Genomic DNA, 13,347 nt, shown 5'->3' with positions numbered 1-13,347 from the left:
ACGGCGCTCTTCGCCGCGCGGGGTGGCGCCGGGTTCGGGCGCGTTCGGTGTTCAGGCGGCGGCAGCGACCTGTGCGGCAACGGACTTGGCCGTTGCCACCGCGTCCGTGAGCGCCTTCGCGCGCGACGCCTCCGCGAGGGGGATGAGTTCGGCCATCGCGGGGTTGGAGGCGGCCAGGGTCAGCTCGGGCACGATGAAGGTGACCTCGGCACCGAACATGGAGGTCAGGAGGGCGTCCAGGTAGTTCTGTACGTACTCCAGGCCCTCCCGCGGAGTGCCCGGCGCGTACGAGCCGCCACGGCTGGCGACCACGGTGACCGGAAGGCCCTTGAGAGGCAGGTCGGGGCCCGCGGTGCGGCCCATCAGGATGACCTGGTCCAGCCACGCCTTCAAGGTCGAGGGGATGGAGAAGTTGTACATCGGGGCGCCGATCAGCACGGCGTCCGCCTGCTCCAGCTCCGCGATCAGCTGCAGTCGGGTGGCGAAGGCGGCTGCCTGCTCGGGGCTGTGGGTGTGCGGGTCCGCGAATCCGGCGGATGCGGCGAGGCCGTCGAGGTGCGGGACGGGGTCGGCCGACAGGTCGCGGTAGATGACCGTCCCCTGCGGGTTCTCCTCCTCCCATGCCTTGCGGAAGGCGTCCGTCACGGCGCGGGAGGCGGATGCGGTCCCGGGGAACAGGGACGAGTCGAGGTGCAGGAGCGTGGCCATGGGGATCCTCCGTAGAAGCGGGTGCAATTTCGTACGTCACTATTGATAACACAGGAGCTTACTTTTTTTCACCCCCATACGGAACGGCAGGTACCCTGAGGGCATGGCGGACCAGGTGACACACGTGAGCACGGAGGCATGCGGCCGGGTGGGCGACGGCATCACGCAGGTCTTCGGGCTACTGGGCAAGCGCTGGACCGGCATGATCGTGGCCGCGCTGCTCCAGCACCCGGTGCACTTCGCCGACCTGCGCAGGGCCGTCCCCGGGATCAGTGAACGCATGCTCTCGGACCGGCTGACGGAACTCGCCGAGGCCGGCCTCGTCGTCCGCGAGGTGGACGAGGGACCCCCACTGCGGGTCTCGTACCGACTGACGGAGTCGGGCGCCGCGCTGGAGCCGGCGCTCAACGCGCTGGGCACGTGGGCCGAGAAATACCTACTGAAGGGCAGCGGCGGCTGCTGAGGCCCGCCGCGCGCAGCGGTGCGCGGCTGTGCGCCGGCGCTGTCATACGCACCGGCGCGTGAGCGCGTCCTGACCCGGAAGGCCGCTGGTGGCGGCCGGCCCGTTCGGGCGGAACGCCGTGGTGGAGATGTCGAGGGCCTTGGTCGACACCGTCCGCACGATCCGGATCGGCACCAAGTCACTCACCTACTGGCCCCACCGGTTCGATGTCGAGGACCGGTGCGAGGTGGGCGGCGAGGTCGCGGTGGTGGGCAAGGAACACCCCGGTGCGGCGGGGCGTCAGGTGACCGGCGGCGGGGGCGAGATCTGCTGCATGAGGCTGAGCAGGTCCGGGGCGACCCACTCCTCAGCGATCCGATCACCCTCGAAGCGGTAGACCTCGACGCTCCGGTACGCAACGTCGCGCCCCGTCGCCTCGAACTGCTGGAACGCGCCCCCGGCGGTGCGTGCCCTGGAAACGAACCAGCGCCGTCACCTTGTCGCCGACGCCGAACATGTCCTGGACGTCGATCCTGAGGTCGGGGAAGGCATCCTTCATCATCTTGGTGCCCCGGGACCAGATCTCCCGGCCGTGCAGTGGCTCGGGGCACCCGGGGACGTGGGCGATGAAGCCCTCGGTCAACATCAGAGCGGCCTCGTCGAGATCACCGCTCTCCACCCGTTGGTAAGCGGTGCGAAGCAGGGCCATGTTCTTCTCGACCATGGTGGTCATGTGGGAGCTCCTCCCGGAGATCGCCCGCATGCTCGGTCAGCGCTTCGGGCCGGATGGAGCTCAGTAGAAACCCTGACGTCGCGACAAGGTCAAACCTGCCGCCACTCCCCCGTCCTCGGACGCACCGGCGTCGCAGTCGACACCTACCGAGAAGGCGGCGCCGGGTGCGGCGTAGTCGATCGGACCGGTGAAACGGGTCGCAGCACGGGCAACAGCCTGTTGCGGGGTGAGGAAGGGTCCCACGTGTGTGACGATCAGCCGTCGCGCCCCGGCCGCGTCAGCCGTGTCACCGGCGTCCTCCGGCGTGTGGTGCACCGGCTCACCCTCGGCCGGGGGCTGCGAGCTGTCGGCCTCGCACAGCAGCACGTCGCACTCCTCGGCCAGGCTCGTCAGGGCGGGGCAGGGTGCCGTGTCCCCCGAGTAGACAAGTGATCGTCCCGCGGCCTCGACACGAAGGGCGAAGGCGGGGCAGCCGTGCTCCACCGTCCGGCTGGTCAACGTCACTCCGCCGAGCCGCACTTGATGTCCGTCCTGCAGTTCGTCCACGGCGAAGGCGGATTCGATCGGGCTGCGGGTCGAGGAGTTGGTGAGGAAGTGTGCCAACCGATCGGCGATGCCCGGCGGTCCGTAGAGGGGGATCGGGGCGGCGAGCCCGATGTCGGCGTGGAGCGCTCCGTAGTAGGCGGTGAGGAGGTCCGCGCTGTGGTCCGCATGCAGATGCGAGATCCAGATCGCGTCCAACTCGTCCAGCCGAACGTGCCGTTGCAACTGAGCCAGGGTCCCGGTACCCGCATCCACCCAGAGCCGCGTGTCCCCACTGGACACCAGGTAGCCCGAGCAGGGATTGTCCACGCTCGGATAGGGCGTTGCGGATCCCAGGACCGTGAGCCGGAGAAGATCGCTGGTCATCGGCGCAGTCTAGAACCCCTGCTGCAGAGGGGCGGAAGCCATTTTCCTGCGCCCGCTGGACCAGGTCCGGGCGGAGAAGCCCGGCAGCACGTGGCCCGCGGTCCGCGGTCCGCGCCGACGGGGACGAAGACGGGGACGGCCTTCGGGCATCGCGGTGGCGATGTGTCCGGCTCACAGGTGGGGAACGTACGGGGCGAGACCGACGATGAGGACGGACCGTTCGCCCGGCCCCGGCTCCGAGCCCGCGCGGACCGGGCCGACGTAGTGGCTGACCCTGTGGTCGTGGACGGCGTAGCCGTCCAGTGGGTCGGTGAGGGTGAATTCGGCGTGGTTGTCCGCCCACGGGTCCTCGGGCAGCAGGCCCGCGCTGCCCGGTGTGGCGATGACGTTCTGCCCACCGGTGACGTTGGTCCGGCTGATGAGGTGGGCAAAAGTGAACGTTGCGGCCGAACCGCCGTCCTGGTGCAAGCAGTTCGGGGAGGAAACGGCCTCCTGGCCGGGACGGTCGACGCCGAGCCTGATCAGGTGGACGCCGGCCCACAGGGGCCGTCTCCCCAGATCCTTCAGGGACAGGACCTGCTCGATGTCCCAGCGCAGGAGCCGTAGCAGCAGGGGATTGCCGCGCAGCCCCTCGGGGACTTCGGGGAGCACGCGCCGCGGCCGCGGGGACTCGGTGTCGCCCTCGCCCTGGGAGAAGTCGGTGACCGTACCGTGTACGGGGTCGGGGGTTCCGGGAATCCAGGACAGTTCGTCCTTCCACGGTAGGTACACCGCATGGGAGTACCTACGGAACCGATGCGTCCCCGGAGCGTACGGATCGGGCGGCAGAGCCGCGCAGACCTCCCGGATCGCGGCCAAGTCCGCCGCGTCGGAGCCGCCCGGGTCGATGCCGAGCCGCTCCGCGCCGTAGCGGGCGAACCCGTACTCGCGCAGCCCGTCCGTGCCCTCACCCGGACCCCGCGCATCATCGGAGTGCGTCCGCCGCTGGGATCCAGCCTTTTCCATGTGCTCCTCCAACAGCTCACCACACCGGGCCGGATGGCGCCGACCGCCCGTGCAGCCTTGCGCACTGCTCCCGTGTTCCGCCAGGGGCTCGCCGCGTCCGTGAGATGCGGGTACCAGCTCTTGCGGTGACCGATGAGTTTCCGTGCGTTCCGCAGTCATGGATCATGACTGACGCACACCAGACACCAGACATCAGACACCGGACACCGAGGACTTGAGATGCGTACCCTCATCAGTACCGCCTTCGTTTCGCTCGACGGAGTCGTGGACTCCCCCGGTGGCGAGCCCGGATACCGGAACGCGGGGTGGACCTTCAAGGACGTCGAATTCCTTCCCGAAGCCTTCGAGATCAAGGGCCGGGAACAGAAGGAAGCCACCGCGATCCTGATGGGTCGGACGAGCTACGAGGCCTTCAGCCCGGTGTGGCCCGACATGGAGGACTTCGCCGACTACAAGCTGATGCCGAAGTACGTCGTATCGACCACCCTCGGCGAGGACGGCCTCGTCTCGAACTGGGGTGAGACGACGATCCTGCGTTCGCTCGATGAGGTCGCCGCGCTGAAGGAGACCGAGGGCGGACCGATCATCGTCCACGGAAGTGCCTCGCTCACCCGGGCCCTGTCGGACGCCGGCCTGATCGACCGCTACCACCTGATCGTCTTCCCCCTCCTGCTGGGCGCGGGCAAGCGGCTCTTCAGCACGACCGACAAGGACACGCAGAAGCTGAAGCTCGTCGAGCACGAGGCGTACGCCAACGGCCTCCAGAAGAACGTCTTCGACGTCGTCCGCTGACCGGACTCCGCGCTCACCGGGGGCGACGGAGGCGGCCCGATCGCCCGTAACGCGGAGCTCCGCCCCGGGCGGCAGCCGATCCGCAAGGAAGCTCTGGTCGCGATCCGGGACACGCCGCGGGGCACGTGGGACGTTCACGGGCGAGTCGGCACTTCATGGGCTATTCGTTGCTCATGAGTGAACTCGACTATGCCGACAGGTCCGATTTCGAGGACGCCGAGCGAGGCTTCGTCGCCGCCCTGTCCCCGGCCGTCATCCGGACGGACGACGGCCGGGCGATCTGGGACGGTGATGCCTACGCGTTCCTCGACGAGGACTGCCCCGACACCGCGCACCCCAGCCTGTGGCGGCAGAGCCGGCTCTGCAACAAGCAGGGCCTGTTCGAGGTCACCGAGGGGATCTACCAGGTCCGGAACCTGGATCTGTCGAACATGACCCTGGTCGAGGGCGATACCGGGGTCATCGTCATCGACCCGCTCATCTCCGCCGAGACCGCGGCCGCCGCACTCGCCCTGTACCGCGAGCACCGCGGGGACCGTCCGGTCACCGGGATGATCTACACGCATTCGCACGGCGACCACTTCGGCGGGTCGCGCGGGGTTCTCCCGCACGGTCACCCGCCGGTGCCCGTGATCGCCCCGGCCGGGTTCCTGGAGCACTCGGTCGCGGAGAACGTGTACGCGGGCGGCGCGATGACCCGCCGGGCGGTGTACATGTACGGCGCGGAACTGGACAAGGGGCCCGCCGGGCAGATCAGCGCCGGGCTGGGCATGACGACGTCCAAGGGCACGATCACCCTCGTGCCGCCGACGCTGGACATCACCCGCACCGGCCAGGAGGAGACCCTGGACGGAGTGCGGATCGTCTTCCAGCTGACGCCGGGCACCGAGGCCCCCTCCGAGATGAACTTCCACTTCCCCGACCGGCGCGCACTGTGCATGGCGGAGAACGCGACGCACAACATGCACAACATCCTGACCCTGCGCGGAGCCCTGGTCCGCGACACCCGCGTCTGGGCCCACTACCTGGGCGAGACGATCGCCCTGTTCGGCGACCGGTCCGACGTCGCGTTCGCCTCCCACCACTGGCCCACCTGGGGCCAGGAGCGCATCAACGCGTACCTGGGCGGCCAGCGCGACATGTGGGCCTACCTGCACGACCAGACCCTGCGCATGACCAACCAGGGACTCACTGGCACGGAGATCGCCGAGCGGATGGAGCTGCCGCCGGTGATCGCGAACCGGTGGGCGAACCGCGGCTACTACGGCTCCGTCAGTCACAACGTCAAGGCGATCTACCAGCGCTACATGGGCTGGTTCGACGGCAACCCCGCTCACCTCTGGGAGCACCCGCCGGTGGAGCAGGCCCTCCGGTTCGCCGCCGACTACGGCGGTGTCCCCGCGCTGATCGCCAAGGGCGAGGAGTATGCCGCCTCCGGTGACCTGCGCTTCGCGGCGACGCTGCTGGGGCACGCGGTCTTCGCCGCCCCCGGTGACACCGCGGCCAAGCAGGCGCTGGCCGAGGTGTACGAGAAGCTCGGCTTCGGCGCGGAGAACGGTACGTGGCGCAACTTCTACCTGATGGGTGCCCAGGAGCTGCGCGGCACGGTCGCGCACACCGCGCTGGAGACGACCAACCCCGAGATGGCGATGGCGCTCACCGTCGACATGCTCATCGACTCGCTCGCCATCCGCGTCGACGGCCCGCGCGCCTGGGACGTGAAGCTGACCATGACCTGGAACGTCACCGACGAGGACCGCACCTGGCACCTCCGGCTGTCCAACGGAGCCCTCACCTACCGCAGCGCCGCCACGGACGCGAACGGGCAGGCCCCGGCCGCCGACCTGACCTTGACCCTGACCAGGCCGCAGCTGCTGGGCGTCCTGGCGGGCGCGGGACTGGACGGCGTACACGTGCAGGGCGACCCCCGGGTCTTCGCCACCCTCGCGGGTCTGCTCGACACCCCCGACCCCGACTTCGCCATCGTCACCCCCTGACCGCCGGCCCGTTCCGGGCAGGACCACCGGTCACGGCCGCGTGCGGCGAGCCGCCGAGGATCAGCGGCGCTCAGCGGTCCGCGGGCTGCGCCGAACCGGAAGGCAGACGATCGACGCCGATCCGGGAAACGGCTGTAGCCTCGCCTCCATGGGCGCACGGTACGTCACCGATCTGGTGGAAGCATTCGAACTGCACGCGGGGCGGCCCGCGATCGGCGCCGGCCGCAACGTCAAGGACTTCTCCGCGGTACTGAACGACGTGTACCGACTGGCGGGTGCCCTGACGGACGCGGGAGTGCGGCCGGGCTCGGGCCTGGCCTGCGTGACGGGCGGCAACCGGCCCGAGGTGCTGCTGGTGCGGTTGGCCGCGCACGTGCTGGGAGCGCGGCTGACCCAGATGGTCACCGACGCGGCCACCTACGGCCTGGAGTTCGTCCTGCGGGACTGCGACCCGGACCTCGTGGTCCATGACACGCCGGTGCCCGACACGGGGGCGGCCCGGGTGTCCCTGGGCGAGGTGCTGGCCTCGGCGGCCGCTCGTGCGGCGGAGCCCGTCCCGGTGCGGGCCCGGGAGGATGACATCGCGCGGGTGACCTACACCGGCGGTACGACCGGTCTCCCCAAGGGCGTGGCGTCCACGTTCCGTGCGCTGGCCACCCGGATCGACGGTCGCGCGAGCCGAAGCGAGCGGGACGGGACCGTCTTCCTCTCCGTCACGTCGCTGGCCCACCGGTCCGGCGGGCGTTGCCTGGAAGAACTGCGGGCCGGAGGCCGCGTGGAGATCCTCACCACCTTCGGAACCCGGGAGTTCGCGGCCGCCTGCCGGCGGCTGGGTCCGGTGTCGACGTACCTGATGCCGGCGATGGTGTACCGCCTGCTGAACGACCCCGCGACGGCCGAGGGGATACCCGGGCTCAGGGTGATCTCCTACGGCGCGTCGCCCATCCTCCCGGAACGCCTGGCCCAGGCCGTGACCCGCTGGGGCGGTCGCTGGCAACAGGGCTACGGCTCGAACGAATCCGCCGTGATCTGCCGGTTGACCCCTGCGGATCACGATGCCGCGCTGGCCGGCAGGCCAGAGTTGCTCGCGTCCGTCGGTCGTCCCGCGCCCGGGGTGGAGGTACAGGTACGGGACGAGCACGGCGGGCTCCGGCCGCCCGGTCGGACGGGTGAGGTGTGGACCCGGTCGGGGGCGATGATGGCCGGCTACTGGAACCGGCCCGACCTGAGCGCGGAGGTGATCAGGGACGGCTGGCTGCGCACCGGCGATCTGGGGCACTTCGACTCCGCCGGCTACCTCCATCTCGACGACCGCGTCGACGACGTGGTGATGGTCGACGGCGACAACGTGTACTGCCTGCCCGTCGAGGGCGCGCTCGCCCGCCACCCCTCCGTGGGACAGGCCGTGGTCGTGGGCCGGCACAGCGAGCTCACGGGCGGGGAGGTGTGCGCCTTCCTGGTACCGGCGCCGGGATGCGCGCCCGGCGCCGACGTCGCGGCCGAGGCCTGTGACCTGGTGGAGAAGGCGCTGGCCCCCGCGCACCGGCCCACCGCGGTGTTCTGGGTACGGGTGGTCCCGCTGACCGCCCAGGGGAAGCCGGACAAACGGCGCCTGCGGGAACGGGCCGAACAGCGGGCCGGGGACACCGGGCTCGGTGACGGCCTTGACGCGGAACCGGCCGGGAAGGGCCGACCCCCGCACGTCGACGCTTGACAGGTCGGATGATTAGCCACCATATTACTTCCATGACGACTCGCGGCGGCGCAGAAGAGACGCCCACGCTGGACCAGGCCAGGCGACAGGTCGAGCACTACGGCCTGGAGGCCGACCCACAGGCCGTGCTGGTCGCGGTGCGACTGATCTCGGCGGGCGCGAGGGTCGGCCGCGCGGCCGAGGCGCACTTCGCCAGGTTCGGACTGTCGACCGGGCGCTACCGTCTGCTCGCCGATCTCGAGGACCACGACGGGGAGAAGTCCCCGTCCAGCCTCGCGGCCGATCTCGGAGTCACCAGGGCCACGATCACCGGCCTGCTGGACGGCCTTGAGCGCGAGGGCCTCATCGCCCGCAGGCCGTCCACGGAGGACGGTCGCGGCACGGTGGCCGTCCTGACCGCACGGGGGGCACAGCGGCTGCGCGACATGGCGGCCGAGCACTTCGGGCGATTGGAGGCGATGGTGAGCGGACTTTCCCTCGATGAGCGCATGGTGTTCCTGGAGCTGCTCTCCCGCGTCGTGCGCGGCAGCGAGGCCTTGGTCGCCGATTGAGGCGATCGGGCCGACGGGCCCCGCCCTTTGGGCGGTCCCTTTTTTTGCCGTGATAGTTAGGCAGCTAATTATTTTGACGAGAACGAGACGAAGGACAGCATGCGCGCAGCGAAATACCGGACCGGCCGGAAGCCGGCCGACTCCCGACCGCCCAGAGCGCCCCGGCCGCCCCGGACCTCCCGCCCCTTCGCCCTGTGGCGCGAGGTGCTGACCGCCTATGCCGCCCCCGCACTGACGGCAGGTACCGCCGGGGTCATCACCGGGCAACGGGACCTGACCGTGGCCGCCTTCACCTCCATCGCCGGAACCTCCGCCGTGGTGGCGTTCCTGATCGGCAACTGGTTGCGGCGCGGCGGGCGGCCTCGGAAGTGGACCACCACCGTGCCGCGCGGCGTCCTGACCGCCGTGCTCGTCATCGCGGCTGCCGGCGCGGCGGCCCTGCTGGGCTGGTTCGGCGCCCAGTGGCTGCCCGCCCACACCCCTGTCCCCGCCACGCCGTGGTGGGAACGCCTGCGCGTCGATCTGCCGCTCTCCGCGGCCCTGGCCACCACCATCGTCACCCCGCGCTGGCGCCGCACCGCGGCGGCTTCCTCGGTGTAGGGCACCCCGCCACCCCGGGACCCGCGCCGAGTCGCCCCGGCCGTGGGCCCCGCGACCCCGAACCACGCGCGACCCCGCCCCGACCAGGTCCACTCCGGCAGCGGGACCCGCTGCCGGGACGTCACCAAGGAACGAGAACACGATGATCGTCGTCATGGGAGCGACCGGAGCCACCGGCAACGCCCTGCTCCACAGTCTCCTCGCACGCGGCATTCCCGTCCGCGCACTGACCCGTACCCCGCACCTGCCCGTCCTCGGCCTGAGCGGCGCTCACCGGCCGCCCGTAGACGTCCGGTACGCCGACGCCGCCGACCCCCAATCCCTGCGCGCCGCCTTCAAGGGGGCGGACCAGCTCTTCCTCGCCATGGCCAACAGTCCGGAACAGGTCGAACTCGAAACCCGCGTCATCGACGTCGCCGCCGACACCGGCATCGGACACGTCGTCAAGGTTTCCGCACCCGCCGCCGAACCCGAATCTCCCGTGGCCGTCTCCCGGGGACACCACGCCGTCGAGGAACACCTGCGCGCCCGAAGCCTCCCCCACACCGTCCTGCGCCCGTACGCGTTCATGCAGAACCTCCTGCGCCTGGCTCCGACCATCGGTCAGGGCCTCATCCTCGGAACGACCGGCGACGCCCCCTGCAACCACGTCGACTGCCGCGACATAGCCGACGTCGCCGCGGCGGCCCTCACCCGGCCCGAGATCGCCGGCGGCGTCCACACCCTGACCGGATCCGAAGCCGTCTCCTATCCCGACATCGCGCGACGACTGAGCATCCTGACCGGCCGTCGGATCCGGTACGTCGACCTCTCCCCCGACGAGTTGCGTGACCACCTCGCGCACCGCGCCCGCATGCCCGACTGGCTCGCCGAGCACGTGACGGAGATCCAGCGGCTCGCCGTCGCCCGGCCCGAAACCCCCACGAGCACCGTCGGGGACATCCTCGGCCGCCCGCCCCGCACCCTCGACGCCTTTCTCGCTGAACACCGGGCCCGTTTCCGTCAGGAGGTCGCTGCCGGCCCCGGTCGGAGCTGAGGGAGCGCGAGTTGCCGACCGGGTTCGGCGCTCGCCGAGCGTGCCGCCGTTCCCGTTCCCGCGCTCCGGGGCCGGTGGGTCACGGCGACGGGGCGAGGGCGGGCGGGTAGACCGGCAGGTCGATCGCGTCGGCCGGCGGGGTGAAGAACCTCGACGCCAGGCCGCCCAGACGCACGGCGGCGGGACTGCCGGCGATCCGCAGGACGGTGTTCATGGCGGCGAGCCCGGCACGGCTGCGCGGGTTGGCGATGCGCGGTGCGCCGGGCGGGAGCTTCTGCGCCCGGTCCACGTACGGGCGCATGACCTCCTCGTAGCGGGCGAACGCCGTGCGGTGCGGATGGGTGGCGAGTTCACCCGCGAGTACGTAGGCGCCGGTCAGTGCCAGGCTCGTGCTCATGCCGCTGATCGGGGAGGCGCAGTACGCCGTGTCCCCGAGCAGGGCCACCCGTCCCGAGGACCAGGACGGCATACGGGCCTGGCCCACGGCGTCGAAGTAGAGCGGGGCGTCGTCGAGGGCGGCGAGGATCCGGGGCGCGGCCCAGCCCACGTCGGCGAAGGTGCGGCGAAGGATCGTGGTCCGGCCGTCGCGATCGAGCTCGTCGAGGCCCCGAACGTCCGACAGGAAGGCGAATGTGGCCCGGACGGTGCCGAGGTTGTCCGGTCGCAGGGTGATGCTGCGGCCGCGACCGGCGCTGTGCCAACGCCACAGGTCGGTGTCGTCGTCCCTGCGGGCGAGGGTGAGGTAAGCGACGTAGAGGCCGAGTTCGCGCACCGCGTCGACATGCGGAAAGACCAGGGACCGGGTCCGGGAGCGCAGGCCTTCGGCGACGACCACGATGTCGAACGTACGGATCGTGCCGTCGGCGAAAGTGACCGTGACCCCGTCGGCGTCCTCGTCGAGGGCCGCGATCCGGTTGCCGAAGACGTACTCGGTCCGGTCGCGGGTGCGGTCGACGATGATCCGGGACAGCTGTCCCCGGAGGATTTCCAACTCGGCGGTCGCACCTGTGGAGTCGGATGTTCCGGCAGCGAAGCGGGCGAGCGGGATACCGGCCGCGTCGACGAACTCCGTACCCGTCTCACCGGTCGAGGCGGCGCGGACGGCGTCCTCGATGCCCATGCGGCGGGCGACCTCGCGTCCCGCGCCGCGGACGTCGATGTTCTGGCCGTCCTCGCGGAGCTCGGCGAAGCGTTCCACGACGGTGGTCCGCCAGCCGTAGCCGTTCAGCCACCAGGCCAGCGCCGGGCCGGCGATGCTCGCTCCGGAGATCAGGACGGTGGGCGTGCGCATGAGGGCCTCCACCCGCTTTCGTCGTTCGGTCGGCCGAGGCTACCCTCCCGACCGCGTGCACCCGGGGTGCCGGTGCGGGGAGTCGCGGCGGGGGGTCATCCGCAGCGCCCGCACGGCGCCACCTCCGCGCCCTGACCGCGGCCGGTGCCCGACCCTCACGTGCCGCGGTCGCGTCGCCCCCGGGTGCGGCTGTTCGGATCACGCCCGCGGGTGACGGCCGGCGGCCCGGCTGCGGCGATGACGACACCACCGCGCCACCGGAGTCCTCCTCCAGGCCGGCATCGGAAGCACCGCCACCACCGCCACCCGTGCGGCCCTGGCCTTCCCGGTGCTGATGCTCGTGGTCGGGCTCGCCTGCTGCGCCGTCGTCCGGCCGGCCCCCGCGGTCCGCCCGTCCTGAAGAACAGCCGGCGCCCGGGCCGACGCCCGACACGGAGCCGACAGGGTGCGAGCGGGTGGTCCGGAAAGCAGCGGCGACACGCCAGACTTCCGGCCCGCACACGCCCGACCTGTGGGAACGTCATCGCCTACGCGGCCACCCGCTGGACTGCCCGGTACGGGCCATCACCCTCCGCCGCGCCTGCACCGGGTCCCGGCCGGTGAGGTGTCGGGGCCCGGGTCCGGGCCGAGCGGCGTACACCGGTCCGCGGCAATTCGGTGCCGGGACACCGATGAGTTCTGCCGCGCCCGACGGTCCAACCCCATGCAAGCCCGAAGACGCCCATCAGCCGCCCCGAAAGGGTGAGGAAAATGAAGTACATGATCCAGATGAACGTGCCCGCCGATCAGTGGGACGCCATCATGTCCGGATACTCCGAGCAGGACATGGACGCCATGTTCGCCCACATGAACGCACTCAACGAAGACCTCACCACCGCCGGGGAGTGGGTGGACGGCCAGGGCCTCGGCGGCCCCTCCCTGGTCAAGACGGTACGGGCCGGAAGCGACGGGCGCCCTCAGGTGACCGACGGACCCGCCCACGCGGGCCCCATCCTGGCCGGGTACTGGGTCGTCGACGTCAAGAGCGAGGACCGCGCCCTGGAGATCGCCGCACGCGCATCCGCCTGCCCCGGGGCCGGCGGCAAGCCCAGCAACGATCCGGTGGAAGTACACCCCATCCCCGCCGACCCGACCCAGGCCTGAACCCGGCAGAACCGACCGGCCGCCCGCAGCGTGTGCGCCGGAGCCCGACTCCGGCTCCGCCCCCGGAACGGCGCGAGCAGCTGAAGGAGATCGACGCCTCCCGATGCCCGGGCTCCGCCTCCCGATGCCCGGGCTCCGCCTCTCGGGGCAGGCGAGGTCGTCCGCCAAGGCGAGGATCCCGGCCGCCGGGGTGACCTCGGTCCGCTACGGGTTGACCGGTTCACCGGCATGCGGCAGTCAGCACGAGGGCCCGGATCCTGTTGAGGATCCGGGCCCTTGTGAGCAGTAGCGGGGACAGGATTTGAACCTGCGACCTCTGGGTTATGAGCCCAGCGAGCTACCGAGCTGCTCCACCCCGCGTCGGTGAACCCCACCCTACGGCACCGCCGGCCCGGCCTTCACCAGAATTTCCCGCCGCCCCGCCGC

At 71.0% G+C, this 13,347-nt stretch carries 13 protein-coding genes, 1 tRNA gene and 1 pseudogene; 8 read left to right on the top strand and 7 right to left on the bottom strand.

Annotation, left to right across the window (positions count from 1 at the left end; all coding sequences use genetic code 11):
• Window positions 1-51: 51 nt before the first annotated feature.
• Window positions 52-708, bottom strand: coding sequence for an FMN-dependent NADH-azoreductase (locus ACFY0I_RS29910; RefSeq protein WP_388901659.1), 657 nt, complete (start codon window positions 706-708; stop codon window positions 52-54).
• A 103-nt stretch (window positions 709-811) separates the two neighbouring features.
• Between ACFY0I_RS29910 and ACFY0I_RS29905 the strand changes: the two genes are divergently transcribed.
• Entirely contained in the window at window positions 812-1,171 is a 360-nt protein-coding gene (locus ACFY0I_RS29905; RefSeq protein WP_388901657.1) for a winged helix-turn-helix transcriptional regulator, read from the top strand.
• Window positions 1,172-1,450: 279 nt separating this feature from the next.
• On the opposite strand, the pseudogene ACFY0I_RS29900 reads toward ACFY0I_RS29905, so the two are convergent.
• The 4 genes and pseudogenes from ACFY0I_RS29900 to ACFY0I_RS29885 all read right to left on the bottom strand — a co-directional run.
• Window positions 1,451-1,555 (bottom strand): annotated as a pseudogene (locus ACFY0I_RS29900) (ester cyclase); the annotation flags it as partial.
• Window positions 1,530-1,796 carry an ester cyclase gene (locus tag ACFY0I_RS29895; RefSeq protein WP_388901766.1) on the bottom strand — a complete coding sequence of 89 codons (267 nt, stop codon included), beginning with the start codon at window positions 1,794-1,796 and terminating at the stop codon, window positions 1,530-1,532. The pseudogene ACFY0I_RS29900 and the gene ACFY0I_RS29895, both read right to left, overlap by 26 nt.
• A gap of 147 nt (window positions 1,797-1,943) precedes the next feature.
• A complete protein-coding gene (locus ACFY0I_RS29890; protein ID WP_388901655.1) occupies window positions 1,944-2,792 on the bottom strand; it encodes an MBL fold metallo-hydrolase in 849 nt (282 codons plus the stop codon).
• Window positions 2,793-2,963: 171 nt separating this feature from the next.
• The gene (locus tag ACFY0I_RS29885) at window positions 2,964-3,797 is read right to left on the bottom strand and encodes a 2OG-Fe dioxygenase family protein (protein ID WP_388901653.1); all 834 of its coding nucleotides are present in this window, start codon (window positions 3,795-3,797) and stop codon (window positions 2,964-2,966) included.
• Window positions 3,798-4,016: 219 nt separating this feature from the next.
• Here ACFY0I_RS29885 and ACFY0I_RS29880 point away from each other — a divergent pair, with 219 nt between their 5' ends.
• The 6 genes from ACFY0I_RS29880 to ACFY0I_RS29855 all read left to right on the top strand — a co-directional run bounded on the left by ACFY0I_RS29880 (window position 4,017) and on the right by ACFY0I_RS29855 (window position 10,487).
• Window positions 4,017-4,589, top strand: coding sequence for a dihydrofolate reductase family protein (locus tag ACFY0I_RS29880; protein WP_388901651.1), 573 nt, complete (start codon window positions 4,017-4,019; stop codon window positions 4,587-4,589).
• A gap of 173 nt (window positions 4,590-4,762) precedes the next feature.
• On the top strand, window positions 4,763-6,586 hold the full coding sequence (locus ACFY0I_RS29875; protein ID WP_388901649.1) for an alkyl/aryl-sulfatase: 1,824 nt from the start codon (window positions 4,763-4,765) through the stop codon (window positions 6,584-6,586).
• Between the two features lie 148 nt (window positions 6,587-6,734).
• A complete protein-coding gene (locus ACFY0I_RS29870) occupies window positions 6,735-8,300 on the top strand; it encodes a class I adenylate-forming enzyme family protein (protein ID WP_388901647.1) in 1,566 nt (521 codons plus the stop codon).
• 32 nt (window positions 8,301-8,332) lie between these two features.
• Entirely contained in the window at window positions 8,333-8,851 is a 519-nt protein-coding gene (locus ACFY0I_RS29865) for a MarR family winged helix-turn-helix transcriptional regulator (protein WP_388901646.1), read from the top strand.
• A gap of 99 nt (window positions 8,852-8,950) precedes the next feature.
• Window positions 8,951-9,451, top strand: a complete 501-nt coding sequence (locus ACFY0I_RS29860) for a hypothetical protein (protein ID WP_388901644.1) — start codon at window positions 8,951-8,953, stop codon at window positions 9,449-9,451.
• 154 nt (window positions 9,452-9,605) lie between these two features.
• Window positions 9,606-10,487, top strand: a complete 882-nt coding sequence (locus tag ACFY0I_RS29855) for an NmrA family NAD(P)-binding protein (RefSeq protein ID WP_388901642.1) — start codon at window positions 9,606-9,608, stop codon at window positions 10,485-10,487.
• 79 nt (window positions 10,488-10,566) lie between these two features.
• Here the strand turns inward: ACFY0I_RS29855 and ACFY0I_RS29850 are convergent, their stop codons facing one another.
• Complete coding sequence (locus ACFY0I_RS29850) at window positions 10,567-11,778, bottom strand: FAD-dependent monooxygenase (protein ID WP_388901641.1); 1,212 nt, start codon at window positions 11,776-11,778, stop codon at window positions 10,567-10,569.
• Between the two features lie 759 nt (window positions 11,779-12,537).
• On the opposite strand from ACFY0I_RS29850, the gene ACFY0I_RS29845 reads away from it, so the two are divergent.
• Window positions 12,538-12,921, top strand: coding sequence for a YciI family protein (locus ACFY0I_RS29845; protein WP_388901639.1), 384 nt, complete (start codon window positions 12,538-12,540; stop codon window positions 12,919-12,921).
• 286 nt (window positions 12,922-13,207) lie between these two features.
• Here the strand turns inward: ACFY0I_RS29845 and ACFY0I_RS29840 are convergent.
• Window positions 13,208-13,281 (bottom strand) — tRNA-Met (locus tag ACFY0I_RS29840).
• Window positions 13,282-13,347 lie beyond the last annotated feature (66 nt).

It is taken from the genome of Streptomyces sp. NPDC001568, from assembly GCF_042893755.1.
GTDB lineage: Bacteria > Actinomycetota > Actinomycetes > Streptomycetales > Streptomycetaceae > Streptomyces.
This window is presented reverse-complemented; position numbering and strand designations above follow the sequence as displayed.